We start from the raw sequence: 18,922 nt of genomic DNA, 5'->3' as shown, positions 1-18,922 counted from the left end.
CCGCGATCGGACAGTTTTCGTTACGCTAGCGGTCAGTCGTGTACTGGCATCGTCGAACGACATAACCGACTATAGTTTCCCGCCAAGGTAAACGCCCGGTCCACCATTTCCCGTTCCGACACGGGACGGCGGATAGACTTCGGATACCGATGATTTCGCGACCCGACGCCGAGGTTTCCGACAGTCATGCGTCGCTCTGCCGCCGGACGATCTTCGGTAAACATCCTTATAACCTAGTGTCTTAGAACATCGGAAAAGGGATTTGGTGTTTATGGTCCCTGGGTTTGCGAAGCAGACGAGCACTGCTCACCGCGAGTTCCGACGAGATTTTGCAGTTCTTTTCGGCGGGGAAAAACGATGACCATCAACAGCGCGATCGCCAACGGCGAACTTCATCTGCAGGGTACCTATCTGAGCATCGGCATCAATGCCGACGGCAATCTGGGCACGACCAAGAACGCGCCCAAGGGCTTTGCCACCGACGCCGACAGCGGCTTCCTGCGCGTCGGCATGTTCGCCGACCTCGACGGTTTCGGCCATGGCAAGGCAACCACCCTCGACGACGTGCTGCTGCAGGGTCGTTCGATCGAAGGCTTCAACGTCGGCTACACGATCGGTTCGAACAAGGTCGTCCAGAGCAACCAGCTGCTGACCGGCTATTACCAGATCAAGGGTACACTGAGCGACGCCAGCACCGCCGATGAAGGCAAGGCGGTTTGGAACGGCGCGACCAAGGACAATCTGGGCATCGCGCAGACCATTACGCTCGCCGATGACGCGAAGTACATCAAGATCGACGTCACGCTGACCAACAATTCGGCGACGACGATGAACGATGTCCGCTACATGCGGACCGCCGATCCCGATCAGGCCGGCAAGTTCGAAACCGCGAACAAGATCGAGAAGCAGGGCGACGGCGCGCTCGTAACGGCGATGGTGCAGAAGGACACGCCCTTCTTCCTCTATTCGCAGGATGATCGGGCAACCGCTTCCTTCTACGGCTTCGTCAACCTCGACCCCTATGCCGCGACGACGACTTCGCAGGCGAAGGGCTATGCCAAGACCGTCGACCAGACGCTGAACCTGACCTTCAGCCTCGGCACGCTGAAGGCCGGTGAATCGACCAAGATCACGCTGTACATGGGCGTCACCGACAATCTGAAGGCGACGATCGCCGAAATCGACGCCGGCAAGGCGCCGGTGGTCATCGCCCCGCCGGTCGTGAACCTCGCCCCGGAAGCGGTGGCCGACGCATTCGACGGTGACCAGGACAATGCGGTGACCGGCAACGTCCTGTCGAACGACAAGGACCCGGAAGGCAAGAAGCTGACCGCCAGCCTGGTCGACGGCCCGGATCACGGCACGATCAAGTTCTCGGACGATGGTTCGTTCATCTACACCCCGAACGCCGGCTGGAGCGGTGAAGATAGCTTCACCTATGCAGCGTCGGACGGCGTCCACAAGACCAACGCCACCGTCGACCTCTCGATCGAGGCCGCCCCGGTCGTCGAGGAACCGGTGATCGAGCTGCCGCCGGTCGTTGCCCCGGTCGTCGTCCCGCCGGTCACTGCCGACCCGTTCCTCGACCTGCTGCAGGCGGCGTCGGTGATCAACGGCAATGCCAGCGCCAACGAAATCCTGAAGGGCACCGCCGGGTCGGACGTCTTCTACTTCTCGAACGAAGCGCGCACCGGTCAGGACCGTATCGTCGGCTTCGACAAGACCGACCTCTTCGTCACCGATGCCAAGCTGTATGACGGCAACAATGACGGCATCATCGCCCTGTCGAAGAACAAGGTGTCGATCGACGGTGGCAAGGGCGGTGACACGGTCGTGATCGAAGGTGTGTCGAAGCTGCGCTTCCTCGGCACCGACGATGCGGGCCATGCGGTTTATGCCGATGCCAGCGCCCGTCCGAAGAGCGCGAAGGAAGGCACCACCGCCGACGACGCCTTCATGGGCGACGCCCGCAACAAGTCGAAGAACGTGTTCTTCTTCGACACCGCCCACGGTCTCGACCTCGGCAACGACACGATCGGCAATTTCGGCAAGCACGACCTGGTCGTGACCACCACCAAGCTGGCCGACGACAATAACGACGGCATCATCACCACCAGCGACGGCAAGTTCGCGCTGCCCGGCGATACCGGCTCGCTGCTGGTCAGCGATACCAAGGGCGCCGCGATCGACTCGCTCGAATTCGACGGATCGGTCGTCCGCGGCGGATTGACCTACTATGTCTACTCGCTGGTCGGCTCGGTCGGCACCGATGCGAGCGATCTGAGCTTCTGATCCAGCCTGTCGCCGAAAAACGAACGCCGGTCCCGACGGGGCCGGCGTTTCGCCGTCCGGGGACTGCTGCACGCGCGAAAAATTTTTCGAAACGCCCCGCCCCCGTTTGGCACATCCTTTCTTCATCTTTACAGGCTATCGTCGGGGAATCGGTGGGAGGTAAGCCATGCATCTCGATAATCTTTGCGCCATCATTGCAGAAGTCGAACTGATGGGCGGCGATCCGGTCAGCGAGATCCTCGCGCCCAGCGAAGTGCGCGCCATTGCGGAAGCGGTCCTGGCGCTCGGCACAATCGCCGCGGCCCCGCGTGGCGAGGCGGCGACCCCCGCGGCGAACCTGTGGATGCAGACGATTCCACCGTTCATGCACGACTGTTTCAGCGCGTAATTGTAGCCGCCGGGATCGACCCGGCGTTGCGATTGCGGAACGACAACGACCGGGTGCGCGATCGCGCGCCCGGTCGTTGTCGTTCCGGACCGATGCGACACGTGGCGAACGTACCGGTCGCCGGCATGGTACGATACCGACCGTCGGGCCATCGTCCGATATGGTTACGGGTAATTAATATGGCTGTCATGTAACCACCCTAGCGGACGATCAAACCGTGAAGGGGATGTAGCGTGGCAGTTACTGGGGATATCGCGTTGGTCGGCTATGGCGCCGATACCGGGGTCAAGTCGTTCGCATTCGTGCTGCTGGCCGACCTGGCCGGGCAGACCATCTATTTCACCGACAATGGCTGGCTGGCGGCGGGCGGGTTCCGCGCCAATGAAGGCACCGTCGCCTATACCGTTCCCGCCGATGCGAAGATCGGCGACGTGTTCGAGATCACCGGCCTGACCGGACAGTTCAATCCGTCGACCAGCGGCGACCAGATCCTTGCTTATACCGGCACCGCCGCCAACCCCACCTTTCTGTTCGCGCTGAATTTCGCCGACGGGAAGACCGCATTCGCGGGCGATGCGACCAATTCGAACACCAGCGCGGTGCCGACCGGCCTGACCGCCGGCAAGGATGCGCTGGCCTTTGCCGAGGACAACGGCGCCTATACCGGGCCGACCACCGGCACCCGGGCCGAGATTCTCGACGCGATCGCCAATCGCGCCAACTGGACCACCAACGATACTGCCGGCGTCGCCTATGCCAAAGGCTTCACCATCGATGGTGGCGGCAGCGCCGGCGCGTTCGGCGTCGATGACGTGACGGTGACCGAGGGCGATACCGGCACCACCGACCTGACCTTCATCATCACCCGCGACGGCGGCAGCACCGGCGAGGCGACCGTCGATTTCGCCGCGACCTTCGGCACCGCCGATGCCGGCGACATCGTCGGCACGCTGCCGAACGGCACGCTGACCTTTGCCGCGGGCGAGACCGAAAAGACCGTGACGATCACCGTCGCCGGCGACACCGTGCGCGAATCGGACGAGACGATCGCACTGACGCTGACCAACGCCACCGGCGGCGCGACCATCGCCGATGCGGACGCGACGGGCACGATCCTGAACGACGACGGCACCCCGCCATCGGTTTCGATCGGCGACGTGTCGGTGGTGGAAGGCGACTCGGGCCAGACGCTGGCGACCTTCACCATCACCCGCACCGGCGGCGACGGCGCCTTCTCGGTCGCCTATGAAACGATGAGCAATACCGCGACCGCCGGCAGCGATTTCGTCGGCGCCAGCGGCCGCGTGGAATTCGCATCGGGCCAGGAAAGCGCGACCGTCTCGATCGCGGTCAACGGCGATACCGTCCGCGAGGGCAACGAGAAATTCTATGTCGCGCTGTCCGACGCCACCAACGGCGCGACGCTGACCGATTCGCTGGGCGAGGCGACGATCGTCAACGACGACCTGTTCCGCATCCACGACGTGCAGGGCGCCGCCTTCTTCAGCCCGGTACTGGCAGCCGACGGCGTCAGCGGCTTCAACATCCGCTCGACCACCACCGTAACCGTGCAGGCGGTGGTCACCGCCCTCGACGGCAGCGGCGCGCGCCAGGGCTTCTACCTGACCGAGGAAACCGCCGACTGGGATTCGAGCGCGCTGACGTCCGAAGGCATCTTCGTGATGATCCGCGACGATCGCAACGCCGGCACGACGCTGGCCGCGCTCGCCCCCAATCTGCGCGTCGGGGACCTCGTGACCGTCACCGCGCAGGTGATGGAATATCAGGCGTTCACCAACATGCCGCGCACCGTGCTGACCGGGGTCAGCGGCATCACCATCGACGCCAGCAACCAGGACCTGCCGACACTGATTCTCGACGGCACGCCCGGCCGCGCGATCCCGAGCGCGATCCTGACCGACGAAGTGCCCAATTATTTCGATTCGGTCGGCGGCGCGGGCTTCGACCCGGCCAATGACGCACTCGATTTCTTCGAAACGATCGAGGGGATGCGCGTCACCGTACCCGACATGGTCGTTGCCGACGGTTTCGTCGGGGTGTCGGACGGCAAGCCCTATATGAAGGCCTATTCGACGGTCCATGCCGATGCCGACCAGGTCAACAGCCGCGGCGGTTATACGATCGGCGGCGATCCCAAGCTGTCGCCGCCCGACACCGCCGATACCCGCGACGATGTCCGCGCGGGCGGGCGTTATATCCATGACGGCGACACCAATCCCGACATTCTCGAGCTCGACTTCACCGATTTCGCGACCGCCGCACCGGCCGGCCTCGTCACCGCCGCTTCGGCGGGCGACAAGCTGGGCGACGTGACCGGCATCGTCGAATTCGACTTCACCGACCTGAAGCTGGTCGTGACCGATCCGGTAACGATCAAGGAAGACACGACCCCGGTACGCGAGGTGACCACGATCGTCGCCGATTCGCGCGCACTGACCGTCGGCACGTTCAACGTCGAAAATCTGGCGGCGACCGATCCGGCGGCGCGCTTCACCGCGATCGCCGATGCCATCGCCGTCAATCTGAAAGCGCCCGACATCCTGACGATCGAGGAAATCCAGGACAATAACGGCGCGGCCGCGGGCGACGGCGCTTCGGCAACCGGCACCGATGCCTCGCTGACGTGGCAGAAGCTGGTCGACGCGGTCAACGCCGCGACCGGGCAGCGCTACCAGTGGGTCGACGAACTGCCGGTCTATAATGCCGAGGGTGGGCAGCAGAGCGGCAATATCCGCGTCGGCTTCCTCTACAACACCAACCGGGTGCAGCTCGGCGATCTGGCCGCCGATGCGACGATCGAACAGCGCCGCGCCTTTACCGACCGGATCGGCGACGGCGTGCGCGATGCCGGCGACCGGATCGGCTTCGACGACAGCGCCATCGCGGCAGAGATCAATGCCGCCGACTGGACCAACACCCGCAAATCGCTGCTCGGACAGTTCAGCTTCAACGGCAACGACGTCTATGTCGCCGTCAACCACCTGCCCGCGAAATCCCAGTCGGGCCAATTCTGGCAGATCGACCAGGACATCGACAATGGCCAGCCGACCAACGCCCGGTGGGAGAAGCGCAACGCCATCGCTGACGACATCTGGCACATGCTCGACACGATTCAGAGCGGATCAGCCGGCAACCGGATCGTCGCGGCCGGCGATTGGAACGAATTCTACTTCAACCGGACGATGGAGGTCGCGACCGGCTATGTCGACGTGAACGGTGCGGCGCGCACCGGCGGCGCGCGGTTCGACAATCTGACCGTCACCAAGCTGACCGAGGCCGAACGCTACACCTATATGTTCGAGGGCCGGTCGCAGGCGATCGACCATGTCATCGTCGACCAGCAACTGGGTGCCGTCGCCAGCTACGACGTCGTCCATATCAACACGGGCTACAATACGGAGAGCACGACCAATCCGGCGCTGTCGGACCATGACCCCGCCCTCGCCCAGTTCGATTTCCGCGATTTCGGAGAGCGGCTGCGCGGTACTGCCGCGATCGACCGGATCGAGGGGCTGGGCGGCAACGACCGGATCGAGGGGCTGGCTGGCAACGACCAGCTGTTCGGCGGCAGCGGCAACGACCTGTTGTTCGGCGGTGCGGGTGCCGACACGCTGTGGGGCGGTTCCGGCAGCGACGTGTTCTTCTACGACGCGACGGGTGCGGGCGGAAAGGACCGGATCAACGACTTCTCGGCCGAGGATTTCCTCGTCACCACCGTCCGCCTGCGCGACAACAACAGGAACGGCCAGATCGGGGCCGGCTCCAACAAGGTGTTCGACCTGTCGGGTGGCGGGTCGATCGCGATCCAGTCGGATACGGGGGCGAGCATCCGGACGCTCGAATATGACGGCATGCTGATGAAGAACGGCGTCGCCTACTACATCTACAGCATGGTCGGCTCGGCGACCGATGCGGCCGAGGCGCTCACGCTGCTCTGACCGACGCCATCGCGTGATGAGGGGGCGGGACCGGATCGCCGGTTCCGCCCTTTTTTCGTCCGGTGCAGATCGGTGCCATTCCGCGACCTTCGTTCGCGCATGCGGAAACGCTACCCGTGCGCGCAAGCGGCGCCCGGATGCCGGACGATGGCCGAGCCGCCCCGCCCACATCCGCCGGCCGCTCCGCGGTCCGGTCATGCCCGACGGCACGCACAAAAAAGAGGCGCCGGCTTTCGCCAGCGCCTCCCTCACCCATCGCCGTAACGACGACGGTTTTTGTCAGCTTAGAGCGCCGGGGTAGCGGCGTCGGGAGCTTCGTAGACGTAGTAGGTCACGCCGCCGTGCACTTCTTCACCCACGAACTTGATCCGGGTCAGATCCGGAGCCGAGAAATCGAGCTGACCGCCCGGGCCCTTGCTGGGATCGTCGGAGCGCGGACCTTCCGCACCCGACACGTCGAGGACGAAGTTCTTGCCGAACCCGACGACGTTGTTCGTGGTGTTGTCGAACAGCTTGGCGGTGGTGACCAGCTTGTCGCCGGCGCCGAAGTTGGTCAGTACGTCCTGGCCCATGTTCAGGCCGAGCGCGTTGTCGACCAGCAGGGTCTTGTTGCCACCCGAGAAATCATAGGTCTCGTTGCCGACCTTGTTTTCCATGATGTTGGCGCGGCCACCGAACTTCTCGACGCTCCACAGGTTCTTCAGGGTCGCCGAGTTGGCATAGACGTGCATGCCGTTGACGCCTTCGCCACCCTTGGTGCCGAGATAGCGCAGTTCGTTGACCAGATAGCCTTCGCCGGTGACCTGGATCTGGTCCTGGCCGGCCTTCTTCTTGCTGGTACGATCGATATCCAGCACGCCATTGCTGCCGAACTGAATGAAGCCGTCGTCGTTACCGTCGAAGATCTTCTGATAGTTCAGGATCGAGTCGTTATACCCGAAATTCTGCAGCTGGTCGTCACCGACTTCGACGTTGTTGAAAACGAACGCCTTCGAAGCGCCCGCGCCGTCATAGATATCGCTACCCGAATTGGCGGCGATCTGCACTTCGGTGGCGCTCACGATCAGCTTTTCGTTGCTGCGGAACTTAGGAACCGTATCGGCCATGGTATTCCTCCCTCAAATTCTAAAAAAAACGTCCGGTCAGCACGCCCGCCATCTCAGGCGCACCATGCTTAAAGCGGCATTTACGTTCGATTTCTTGGACCGTCAAGGAATTCTCAACCATCCTTCATGAACAGACGTCCAACAATTCCAACTTTAGGACAGCCGTTAACCTTGGAAATCCGTTGACCGCAGAGCAGGGCGTGATCGGCAGTCGACCTTTTCTACGACGATTGGAGTATTCGCTCGACAGCCACGACGAACCGCCCGCGATAACGGACGGCCGGAGCCAGCCGACCGTCGGCGAGCGAACGAATATTATACCGTTACTTTGGAATCGAAGCACGAAGTCGCGTAGGGACGAACGACAATAACGGGCTTCCGTAAGGCACCCGACCGTCGTTCAACGCAGATGTTCGATCGATATCCGGCGGCGTCACGCCCCCGGTGGCATCAGCAGCGCACTACGCAGTACCGCCGAATGATCCTCTCGGACATAATCCCCTGCCTCTCCCCGCAATGCGCATCTACGATAAACACACATCAATGCAAGTTGGATCGCGGCATCGCACCATGAATTTCGTGCCGCAATTCCCGCTTCGGGACGGCCTGTGCCATTTTGATCACGCTTACGGCACGATAGTTAAAATTCGGTAATATTGTCTGGCGCTTTTTTACAACGGGCGCATCATCGCGGCAGTTGTTCAGGGAGCGTCGCGTTGCCCGATTTGCCGAGTACCCCGCCGCCCGCCCTGACCAGCTTTGCCGCCGCCATGTCGCAACGCACGATCGCCGCACCGCTGTGGCGCGGGGTGCGATCGGTGGGCCTGACCTGCATCGCCGCCACGCCCGACCAATGCGCGACGTTGCTCGCAACCGCGCAACGGGGTGCGCGGGTTCCGGTCGACGGCTCCGACGCCGTCGACTGGAACCGGGTGCAGATCACCGCCGATCTGACGCCGGCCGATGGCCGACCGGCGATCAGGTTGTCTGCGCGGCCATCGATCGTCATCGACGATGCGCAGGGGGAATGGATCGGTCCGGCGATCATCGCCGGCGAGGGCGAGGATTTCGCGACCCTCGCCGCACGCGCGCTGGACCGGGCGCTGCCATGGCGCGGCGCACGACCGGATAATCGACTTACAGGGGAGATGAACTAATGGAGAATAGCGCTCTGGTACCCGGCACGCCGGTGGAACGCGACTGGCCGCTGGGTGGGGCCGACGATATCGTCGAATCGCTGTCGCTCGATCCGTTCGCGGGACAGACCTATGCGAACAAGCCGATCGCTACGCCGACACAGGCCGGTAATATCCTGACCCGGTCGGGCTATAGCTGGAATATCAACAACTATGGCGAATTGAGCGACGGCGTCCTGAATTTCGGCTTCTGGAACAGTTATGCGGAGCTGGCCAACAGCTATTACGTCAACGCGACCGGCACGATCGCCCTCGACGAAGCCTTTTATGCCGACGCATTTTCGGCATTCAATGCCGACCAGCGGACGATGGCCCGCGCCGGGATCGCATTGTGGGACGACCTGATTGCGATCACGTTCAAGGAAACCAAGTCGTATAATGCTGACATCACTTTCGGCAACACGAATACCGGCGGGGCGCAGGCCTATGCCTATCTGCCCTTCGGCAACATCTTCGACGACTCGGCCTTCGCCAAATTCTACGATCTCGAGGATTATGGCCGGCTGAGCGGCGACGTGTGGATCGACGGCTTCGTCAGCTCCAACTTCTTTCCCGTCCGCGACAGCTTCTATGCGAAGACGACGATCATCCACGAACTCGGCCATTCGTTGGGGCTGAGCCATCCGGGCGATTACGATGCGCTCGACGACGATGACGGCGACGGCCAGCCTGATCCGATCACCTATGCCAACGACGCCGCTTATGCGCAGGATTCGGCGCAATATTCGATTATGAGCTATTTCGACGCGTACGAAACCGGTGCGCAGCATATCGACTGGGCCAATCTGCGCTTCGGCTATGCCGCCACGCCGATGATCCACGACATCGTCGCGGTCCAGAAACTCTACGGTGCCGACAAGACGACCCGTACCGGCGACACCGTCTATGGCTTCAATTCGACCGCCAACCGCGCAGAGCTGGACTTCACCAAGAACGCTGCACCGGTCGTCGCCATCTATGATGCGGGCGGCAACGACACGCTCGACTTCTCGGGATGGAACACGCCGTCGGTCATCGACCTCAACGCCGGCGCCTTCTCGTCCGGCGGCGGGATCGAGGAATTCCTGACGCTCGAACAGGTCAACGCCAATCGCGCGGCACAGGGGTTGGCACCGCGCAGCCAGGCGACGTTCGACGCCTATACCGCACTGCGCGAGGAACTGGGCGTGACCAACGGCCTCTACAAGGACAATATCTCGATCGCCTATGGCGTCACGATCGAGAACGCAATCGGCGGCGGCGACAACGACCGGCTGATCGGCAACCAGGTCGCCAACAAGCTGACCGGCGGTGCCGGGCGCGACGTCTTCGAACTGCGCACCTCGGGCGTCTCGGGCGTCGACACCGTCACCGACTGGCAGCGCGGCGACGTGCTGGCGGTCGACCGGGCGATTCGCGACAACAATAACGATGGCATCATCACCTGGCGCGGCAGCACGTTGGCCCTCGACACCAGCGACGGCGATGCGGTCGCGCTGACCGGTGCGAACGGCGCCGCCGGGCTGCGGCTGATGGGCAGCATCGATGGCGTCTTCTATTATGGCGACGCCCGCGTCCGCCCGGTCGCCGGCCGCAACCAGCAGGTCGCCGAAAGCGGCTTCGGCGATAATGTCCTCAAATCATCGAGCAACAAGAAGATCAGCGACATCTTCTTCTTCGACACCGCCAACCCAATTGCGGGCCTCGGCAACGATTCGCTGACTTTCACCTCGCGCGACATGATCGTCACCACGACGGCGCTGTTCGACGGCAATAACGACGGCATCATCCGCTTTAACGACGGCATCCTCGACCTGTCGGGCGCGGGCGGCACCGTCGCCATCACCGGCACGCGGGCGCTGGAATTCGACGGGATGATCGAACAGAACGGCATGCGCTTCTATATCTACAGCGCCATCGGATCGAGCGTCGGCCTGGGCAACGTCGACGTGTAACGGCCTTGGAAGGCACGGTCCGCCGCGCGAGTGGATCGTGCCTTCCCCCTTCGCAAACCGGCCAAGGCTCTGCTATTGGCGGGGCTTTGCTGGGGAAGGGATCGATCGCCGTGACGTTTGGCCATAAGCACGCGGCGACGCGGTGAACCGCGTCGCACTCCAGGCCGGCACCAGCCGCGACTCGGCGGCGCTGCGCTGGGTCATGACGCTGATCGCGCCCTTTGCGATCGCCTATAACGGCATCTTCGCCGCCGCCGCCGCCGCCGGCGCGCCGATGAACAACGGCATCGTCATTGTGGCCGAACTGACGATCATCCTCGGCGCGATCGGCCTGTCCTTCTTTCGCGACGGCCTGCGGCGTGAGGATATCGCACCGCTGCTGCTCGTCGCCGGCATCGCCGCCGTCGCGCTGATCGGGTCGCTGGTGTTCGAACGGCCGATGATCGAAGGGGTGCGCAACGCGCTCATCATCGCCGCCTTCACCATCCTCGGCATACGCTGCGACGAACGCATGGTGCGCATCGCCTTTGCGGTCAGCTGCGTCATCGCGCTCGGCGTGCTGCTGCTCGAGATCAGCAGCGTCGACACCTATGCCTCGATCTTCCAGCCGGCCAGCTACCTGACCAAGACGCGCGGCTTCGTCGCGAAGGAATTCATGGACGAGAATTCGCTGGCGATCGGGACGATCTCGTATAACGGGCGCTTCAGCTTCGGCCTGTATGACGGCCCGCGCACCTCGTCGATCTTCCTCGAACAGGTCGGCATCAACTGCTTCTCGATCGTCGTCATGGTGTATCTGTGCACCCTGTGGCAGCGGCTGACCATCGCCGAGCGAGTGCTGGCGCTGACGACCGTGTTCCTGATCGTCGTCACCAACAATGCGCGCATGTCGTCGCTGCTCGCCCCGCTGTTCCTGATTGGCTATTTCCTGTTCCCGCGCCTGCCGCGCTATTGGCAGGGGCTGCTACCGATCGTGTCGCTGGCGGCGACCTTCCTGCTGTTCGCCTTCATCCCGTGGCGGACCGGCGACGATCCGGTCGGGCGGCTGGGGACCACCTATCGTTATCTGACCGAATATGATGCCATGGGCTATCTGTTCGGCGTCCCCGCGCTGATCCCGCGCACCGGGGATACCGGCTATGGCTTCCTGATCGCGTCGATGGGTCTGGCCGGCGCGTTCATCTACTGGGCCTATTTCATCATTATCGTGCCGCAGAATTCGGACACGTCGCGGCGCGCGGCGTGGGCGGCGGCGCTCTATGTCTATGTCTGGCTGCTGGTCGGCGGCACCGGTACCTTCTCGATGAAGTCGGCGCCGCTGCTGTGGCTGCTGCTCGGCTATTGCCGCGCGACCTATATGCCGCCGCGGGCCGATCCCGCCCGCCGACAGGCTGAGGCCCATCGACTGACCCCGCGCGAGCGGATGGCCCGGCGACGGGCCACCGCCGGCTGAACGATCAGTGCGCGCGGAACAGATGGACCGCCGCCATGATCGCCAGCCACGGCGTCGCCGCATAGATCGCCAGCGTCAGCAACCGCTGGCGCGGCGACCATTTGAACGGCTGCGCCACGGGCGCCACGTCGAAGCTGACGACGTTGCCGCGCGTCGCGTCGGACACCGCGCCCGACCGCAGCGTGGTCATGAATTCGCAGCCATATTGGGTGCCTTCGCCCCACATCACGGTCGCCTCGACCGTGCCGACCCCGGCAAGGCCGAGCAGCACCGATTCGCCGACCGCCAGCGGATGGCCGGTCCGGATCCGGCAGCCATGCCGGGTCAGGTCGAGCAACGCGCTATGCACCGGCGGCCGCCCTGCGACGCGCAAGACGCACGCACGACCGACCGAAACACGGTCTTCGTCACGACGACCGACAAACTCTTCTTCAATTATGCGTGCCTGAAGACTCATGGCATCCTCCATCTGGCTACACACCAGATAGCGGATCAGGTCTTACCAAAGCTTTTCCGCAGATCACGGAATGATGGTTACTAAACGGTGGTTGGTAAACGCGCGGTAAATAATTGCGGCTCTATTGTTCACCAAACAACGTAACCATCAGATCGACCAGGTTACCGGGCGAATGTCGCGGGCCGGACTGCCGGCGACCAGCATGCCGGGCGCCACGTCGCGCACCACGATCGACCCGGCAGCGATCACCGCGCCCGATCCGATCGTCACGCCCTTCAGGATCATCACCCCCATGCCGATCCAGACATCGTCGCCGATCACCACCGGCGCGGTCCGGGCGCGGGCGCCGGTCAGGTCGTGATGGTCGGTGTCCATGATGACGGTGCGCGCGGCGATCGCCACGCGGTGGCCGATCGTCACCGCCTGATGACAATCGATGCGCACGTCGTCGGCCAGATAGCCGCTGCCCAGCGTCAGCCGCCCGCCCTTGCTCACCCGGATTTCGACGCCGCGATGCAGTGCGAAGATGCCGTCGACATGCATTGATCCGCCGGGCCGCACCGCCACCTCGGTCCCGCGCGACACCTGTCCGGGCCAGCATTTGCCGATCGCCAGCCGCCCCTTGCCGCTCAAGGGTCCGGCGATCGACAGGCGTGCACGCCGATAGAGGATGACCCGGAACGGCGTCCTGCAATTGGCGAACAGCGTCGCCAACGGCCGTAGTCGCAACAGCAACCGCAGCACCGGCTTCGCACGTGAAAGTAAACCCAAATCAGTTCCCTCGTCGAACCGCGACGAACGAATTTAGTCCGAAATGGTTCAATAAGTGTTCTTATGCACGACGACCTTGACCGTCATCGCCAGGATCGTGACGTCGCGCCAGAACGACCAGTTGGCGGCATATTCCAGATCGGCCTGCAACCGGCGGGTCAAATCCTCGACATGGTTGGTCGCCCCGCGATAGCCACGCACCTGCGCCAGGCCGGTGATGCCGGGCTTCAACGCATGGCGATGCCAGTACCGCGTGTCGACGTCCCAGAACAGGTGATTGCCGGCCAGCGAACCCAGCGCGTGCGGGCGCGGGCCGACGATGCTCATCTGTCCGAAGAACACGTTCAGCAGCTGCGGCAATTCGTCGATGCTGGTGCGGCGGATGAAATAGCCGACGCGGGTGATGCGGTCGTCGTCACGGCTGGTCGAAACATTGCCGTCGGCATCGCATTGCTCGACGCGCATGCTGCGGAACTTCAGGATGTCGAAGAATTCGTTGCCGCGGCCGACGCGACGCTGGCGGAACAGCACCGGTCCCGGGCTATCGAGCTTGATGAGCAGCGCGGTCAGCAACAGCGCCGGGGCAAGTGCGATCAGCGCCGGCACGCATACCGCGAGGTCGAACGCCCGCTTGGCAAAGGCATCGCGCAGCGACAGCGGCCCGACCGAGACGGTCAGCGTCGGGCGATCGCCGATATGCGACACCCCCAGCGCGCCGAAATGGGAGATGGTGTCGACGACCACGTCGCCGCGAACGTTCGCACCCTTGAGCAGCATCGCCCAGTCCTGGCAGCGCCCCTCCGAACAGGCGACCACCACCCGTTCGCATTCGCGGATCAGCGAGCCGAAGGCGTTGAGCATCGCCGGATCGCGCAGGTCGGGGACGAGGCCGATATCGCTGGCGCGCACCACGCGGAATCCTGGCGGCGGCGCCATGTCGGCCCCGTCGAGGATCAGCATCTGCACCAGCAGCCGGTCGCGCAGCCTCGATTCGACATAGATCGCGACGATCTGTCGGAACACGACCAGCGTCAGCGTGCCGACGACCATCGCGATACCGATCAGCAGGCGCGACAAATCGCGCTCCAGCTTCAGGAAATAGGACAGCAGGAACAGCACGCCATAGGTGAACAGCAGCGCGCGGACGGCTGGCGCGGTGTCGACCGACACGTCCTGCGTCGAACGCAGCGAGAAAGCACCGGAATTGAACGCGATGCCGGTATAGACGATCGCCGTCACCGTCAGCAGCTCGAACAATTTGAAGTCGGACTTCAGCAAATGGCTCGGCAGCAGGAAGCCGAACGCGATCGCGGTAATGTCGAGCGCGAGCAGCGTGGCGTAAAGCCGCAGGCGGAGCGCATGCGGGGTCAGCCAGAATCGCGAACTTCTGGCTGCGCCAGCAACATCCGTTCCGGAATCGGCTGGTATTCCTGTCACCCTGATCCCCGATGTCCGTTATATGCCGGTAACGGCTATAGTTGGTCTTGGTCTTGAAGCCCGTACGTGCGCCGCGCGTCCATGGATCAGTTGCGCTTGCGGCGCAAGTCCGTGGCAATGCGGTCGTTCGGGCGGCGATACGGTAAAAGCGTTACCATCTCTTTACTTCGCTGCAGCGCGATACAAGTCGTAAAACGCATCGACATGTCCGCGCCACCCGAAACGCGCGTCGAGCAGTGCATCCAGCGCGCCGGGATCGGGCCGGTCGACCGCCGGCCAGTCGCGCGCGAACGCCGCGCCCGACGTCGGATCGGTGAAGTCGACGATGCGGCCGAACCCCATCGTCTCGATCGTCCGTTCGAAGGCGGGAATGGCGTTGAGCACCGGATAGAGATGCGCCGACGCCCCCTCGATCGCCGCCAGACCGAAGCCCTCATAGCTCGATGCCGAGACATAGACCGACGAGCGCCGGACGATATCGGCGATCTCGGCATCGGTCGGGGTCACCACCACCTCGACCGCGTCGGCGACGCCAGCGGCGGCGGCACGGTCGCGCAATTCGCCTGCCTCCACCCCCATTGGCTTGCCCGCGATCACCAGCCGCCATGCCGGATCGACCGAACGCGCCTGCGCGAACCAGGGCAGCAGCTCGAACAGCCCCTTGTTCGGCGCCAGCCGGCCGAAATACAGCATCGTTTGCGCCGAGGGATCGGCTAGCCCGCGAAACTTGTCGAGGCTGACGCCATTCTCGATCAGCCGCAGGTTGCGCGGGCGGATCTGCTGGAACCGGTCATAATCCTGCGTGCTCGACGCCCCCGTCCCGGCATAGGCGTGCATTGCCGTGCGGGTGACCGTCGCGAAATAGCGCAGCTTCATCTTGCCGGCGAACTGGGTGTGGAAAAAGCCGCCATGCGTCGATAGCACCAGCGTGCGGCCATGGATCGGCTTGGTCAGCGCCAGATAGTCGAACAGGAAATCGACACCATGGACATGGACGATGTCCGCACCGTTCAGGTGGCGCAGCACGCCCGGCGCGACCGGATAGCGCTTCGACCCCTTCCACGCGACGCGGCGGATCTCGATGTCGTCGATCGCGTCGTGATGCGGCAGTTTCGTCGTCACATCCTCGTCGAAAATGGTGTCGAGCGTCACCACGCGCACACCATGTCCGTCGCGCTGTTGATAGCGCGCCAGTTGCAGCACGCATTCCTCCATGCCGCCGATCCCCGGATGGAACTGGCGGACGACATGGACGATCGATAGCGGCCGACCGGCGGTCATCGCCGCGGCTCCGCCCGGTCGGTGCGCGCGCCGGGGATGGGTCCGGGACCGGTCGAAAGGGCCGGGTTCAGCATCCGTTGATACTCCGATGGAGGACAGGTGAATCGATCGTCCTTGGGACATTCGATCTTGAAGAGATAGCGGTCGGGCCACATCCGCCCCCCGCCCCACCAGGTGATGCCTAGCAGCACGTCGCTGTTCGCGCGCAGTTGCGCGACGGCATCGGCCCCGACCGCCGTACAGCCGGGCGGGATCGCCGCATAGCTGCCGAACGCCGATTCGGTGATATAGCCGCGCAGGCCCCGCCGCCGCAGCTGCTTGGCAAATCGGTCGAAGCCGCTGTCGGTACGCGGTTCGCCCTTGTCGTTGGTGCAATCGCGCTTGGTGCCCGAACCGTCCGAATCGAAATAGCGATGGCCGTTCAGGAAGGTGCGGTCGATCGGATCAAGCGGCCCGGGCGTCCGGTCGAGCGCGCAGCCGGCGCTTTCGCAGTCGCGATCCGCCGGTTCGCGCTTGTCGAACCGCTGGATGCCTGACCAGCCCGGCCATTGCAGCAGGATCGGATGGCGGATGCCGTTTCGGCGCAGGCCGGCGATCACCGCCTTGGCCTCGCTGGCCCATTGCATCCACTGGACGTTGCCGGGTTCGTTGACCAGGTCGATCATCACCGACCCGTCATCGGGAAACTGCCGCGCAAGGTCGCTCCAGAACGCGACCTGCTCGCCGACCGGGTTCCAGCGCGAATTATGGTTGTCGAGGATCAGCGGCACCCCGCGCGACCGGGTGAAGGCGGCGATCGCCTTCATTTCCTCGACCCGGTCGGGGGTCATCCGGCTGGGGCGGAACGGATAACGGATCAAGCCGAAGCGCAGCCGGTCGACGGCGTTGCGCACATCGGCCAGCGTTGGGCGCGCCCCGTCATTCTCGCGACCCTCGGCCCCCGACAGGTTGACGCCGAATTTCGGCGGCGGCGCCGGGCGGCGTGGCGGGTCCTTGGGCTCGGCATCGCCCTGCCCGTTGCAACCCGCGACCAGCAGCAGACCGGCGGCCAGCAGCCATGGCGCGCGCCTCACGACACGGCCCCCCGCCGCCGGGCGAGCGACCGCACCGCATCGTCGATCAGCGACACCAGAAACGCCCCCAGCAACCAGCGCGGCCGCCGCCACAACAGGATCAGCGCCACGACCAGCAGCACCGCTCCCGACACGCTCAGCGTGACCAGCGCAGGTGCCGCCGCCCCCCGCAACATGCTAACCACGGGCAACACGACCGCGACGCTCAACGCCGCCAGCAGCACGCCATGCCCATGGCTGGCGACGAATGCGCGCAGATCGACGCCGGCGATGCGGCAGGCGTTGACGTTGATGATGATATAGGATGCGACCACAGCGATACTCCCTGCCAGCGCAACCGCTTCGATACCATAGGGATAGGCGATCAGCGCCCCGCCGACGACCATCGCCAGATACACGATCTGGTTCGAAACCATCGCCCCGGTCGCCGCCTTCGCCCGCTGCAACGATCCCCCGATCTTCGATCCCAGGCGGAAATAGCTGGCCGAGCACAGAATCGCGAACGGTCCGATCACTGCCGCCCAGCGCGATCCCAGAATGATATCGATCACTTCGGGCGCCAGTACCGCCAGCAGCGCCGACATCGGCATACCGATCGCCGCGGTCAGTTCGGTCCCGCGCAGGAAGGCAGCACGCAGCCGGACGGCATCGTCCTGCACCTGCGCCATTGCCGGAAACACCAGCCGTTCGGCGATGCGGGTATAGAGTTCGGACGGTACGCTCATCAGGTTGAATGCGCGCGAATAGATGCCGAGCGCCGCCGCATCCATCGTCCGCCCGACGACCAGATTGTTCGATCGCAGCGCAAAGAAATTGAGGATGCGCGCCAGCGAAAAGCCGGCGCCGCGCCCCATCAACCGCCGGGTGCCGGCCCACGTCAGCAGCGGTCGCATCGGCGGACGGACGATCGCGACCAGCCACCCCGCCTTGAACGCGGTTTCGACCAGTGCCGCCGCGACCAGCGCCCAATAGCCCCAGCCGAGCCACGCCAGGAGGATACCGACCCCGCCGGTGCCGACGATCCGGCCCAGCACCTGCGCGATCATCACCCGCCGCACGTCGAGCCGCCGCACCAGCAGGTTTTCGGACACGATGCCGAACGACTGGAGGACGAACACCAGCGCCAGCACCCGCAGCACGCCGGTCACGCCGTCGATCTGAAGGAAGTCGCCCGCCAGCGGTGCCAGCAGCTGCGCCAGCAGGAAATAACCGATGCCGGTCAGGAAGACGAGCGTGCCCGCGATGCGGATGTCGTCGCAGGTCAGCCCAGGCATCTGCACGATCGTCGCGCCGATCCCGACCTCGGCCAGCAACAGCGCCAGTTCGATGAAGATCGTGGCGCCGGCAATCACGCCGAAATCATGCGGAAACAGGATGCGGGCGAGTACGGCGGTGAAGCCCAGCTCGATCGCCTTCGACGCCAGTTGCAGCGCGGTGGTCCACCCTGCCCCGGCGGCCAGCGTGCGCTTCATCGACCCCGGCGGGCCGATGCGCGCAACGGGATCGCGATCGTCGATACGGCTGTCGTCGCTCATCGATCGCGCAGGCCGTGCCAACGGACCGGCGGACGCTCGC

General features: G+C 64.2%; 13 protein-coding genes. 6 read left to right on the top strand and 7 right to left on the bottom strand.

What is annotated here, in order from left to right:
* Nucleotides 1–357 precede the first annotated feature (357 nt).
* From ACTHQV_RS12455 to ACTHQV_RS12445, 3 genes are all read left to right on the top strand, one after another.
* Nucleotides 358–2,292 (top strand): Ig-like domain-containing protein, encoded by a 1,935-nt coding sequence (locus tag ACTHQV_RS12455; protein WP_440490668.1) that lies wholly within the window; start codon nucleotides 358–360, stop codon nucleotides 2,290–2,292.
* Between the two features lie 166 nt (nucleotides 2,293–2,458).
* Nucleotides 2,459–2,680, top strand: coding sequence for a hypothetical protein (locus ACTHQV_RS12450; protein ID WP_440490666.1), 222 nt, complete (start codon nucleotides 2,459–2,461; stop codon nucleotides 2,678–2,680).
* Nucleotides 2,681–2,913: 233 nt separating this feature from the next.
* On the top strand, nucleotides 2,914–6,639 hold the full coding sequence (locus tag ACTHQV_RS12445) for a Calx-beta domain-containing protein (RefSeq protein WP_440490664.1): 3,726 nt from the start codon (nucleotides 2,914–2,916) through the stop codon (nucleotides 6,637–6,639).
* Nucleotides 6,640–6,923: 284 nt separating this feature from the next.
* Here ACTHQV_RS12445 and ACTHQV_RS12440 read toward each other — a convergent pair whose 3' ends face one another.
* Nucleotides 6,924–7,745 carry a hypothetical protein gene (locus ACTHQV_RS12440; RefSeq protein WP_440490662.1) on the bottom strand — a complete coding sequence of 274 codons (822 nt, stop codon included), beginning with the start codon at nucleotides 7,743–7,745 and terminating at the stop codon, nucleotides 6,924–6,926.
* 716 nt (nucleotides 7,746–8,461) lie between these two features.
* On the opposite strand from ACTHQV_RS12440, the gene ACTHQV_RS12435 reads away from it, so the two are divergent.
* The 3 genes from ACTHQV_RS12435 to ACTHQV_RS12425 all read left to right on the top strand — a co-directional run bounded on the left by ACTHQV_RS12435 (nucleotide 8,462) and on the right by ACTHQV_RS12425 (nucleotide 12,328).
* Complete coding sequence (locus tag ACTHQV_RS12435) at nucleotides 8,462–8,902, top strand: hypothetical protein (RefSeq protein WP_440490660.1); 441 nt, start codon at nucleotides 8,462–8,464, stop codon at nucleotides 8,900–8,902.
* Complete coding sequence (locus ACTHQV_RS12430) at nucleotides 8,902–10,875, top strand: M10 family metallopeptidase (protein ID WP_440490659.1); 1,974 nt, start codon at nucleotides 8,902–8,904, stop codon at nucleotides 10,873–10,875. Before ACTHQV_RS12435 ends, ACTHQV_RS12430 begins: the two co-directional genes overlap by 1 nt.
* A 142-nt stretch (nucleotides 10,876–11,017) precedes the next feature.
* Nucleotides 11,018–12,328: a hypothetical protein gene (locus tag ACTHQV_RS12425; protein WP_440490657.1), complete on the top strand. Its 1,311-nt coding sequence runs from the start codon at nucleotides 11,018–11,020 to the stop codon at nucleotides 12,326–12,328.
* A 4-nt stretch (nucleotides 12,329–12,332) separates the two neighbouring features.
* On the opposite strand, the gene ACTHQV_RS12420 is transcribed toward ACTHQV_RS12425, so the two are convergent.
* From ACTHQV_RS12420 to ACTHQV_RS12395, 6 genes are all read right to left on the bottom strand, one after another.
* Nucleotides 12,333–12,785, bottom strand: coding sequence for a PilZ domain-containing protein (locus ACTHQV_RS12420; protein ID WP_440490655.1), 453 nt, complete (start codon nucleotides 12,783–12,785; stop codon nucleotides 12,333–12,335).
* A gap of 147 nt (nucleotides 12,786–12,932) precedes the next feature.
* A complete protein-coding gene (locus tag ACTHQV_RS12415) occupies nucleotides 12,933–13,556 on the bottom strand; it encodes an acyltransferase (protein ID WP_440490653.1) in 624 nt (207 codons plus the stop codon).
* 48 nt (nucleotides 13,557–13,604) lie between these two features.
* Nucleotides 13,605–14,993, bottom strand: coding sequence for an exopolysaccharide biosynthesis polyprenyl glycosylphosphotransferase (locus ACTHQV_RS12410; RefSeq protein WP_440490651.1), 1,389 nt, complete (start codon nucleotides 14,991–14,993; stop codon nucleotides 13,605–13,607).
* Between the two features lie 162 nt (nucleotides 14,994–15,155).
* A complete protein-coding gene (locus tag ACTHQV_RS12405; protein WP_440490649.1) occupies nucleotides 15,156–16,274 on the bottom strand; it encodes a glycosyltransferase family 4 protein in 1,119 nt (372 codons plus the stop codon).
* Nucleotides 16,271–17,347, bottom strand: a complete 1,077-nt coding sequence (locus ACTHQV_RS12400) for a glycoside hydrolase family 5 protein (RefSeq protein WP_440490647.1) — start codon at nucleotides 17,345–17,347, stop codon at nucleotides 16,271–16,273. Before ACTHQV_RS12400 ends, ACTHQV_RS12405 begins: the two co-directional genes overlap by 4 nt.
* Nucleotides 17,344–18,882, bottom strand: a complete 1,539-nt coding sequence (locus ACTHQV_RS12395) for a lipopolysaccharide biosynthesis protein (RefSeq protein WP_440490645.1) — start codon at nucleotides 18,880–18,882, stop codon at nucleotides 17,344–17,346. Before ACTHQV_RS12395 ends, ACTHQV_RS12400 begins: the two co-directional genes overlap by 4 nt.
* Nucleotides 18,883–18,922: the final 40 nt, after the last annotated feature.

Source organism: Sphingomonas sp. SAFR-052 (assembly GCF_051965015.1).
In the GTDB taxonomy this organism is placed as follows: Bacteria; Pseudomonadota; Alphaproteobacteria; order Sphingomonadales; family Sphingomonadaceae; genus Sphingomonas.
Note: the sequence above shows the minus strand (reverse complement) of the source record. Positions and strands in the feature narration are given on the sequence as shown.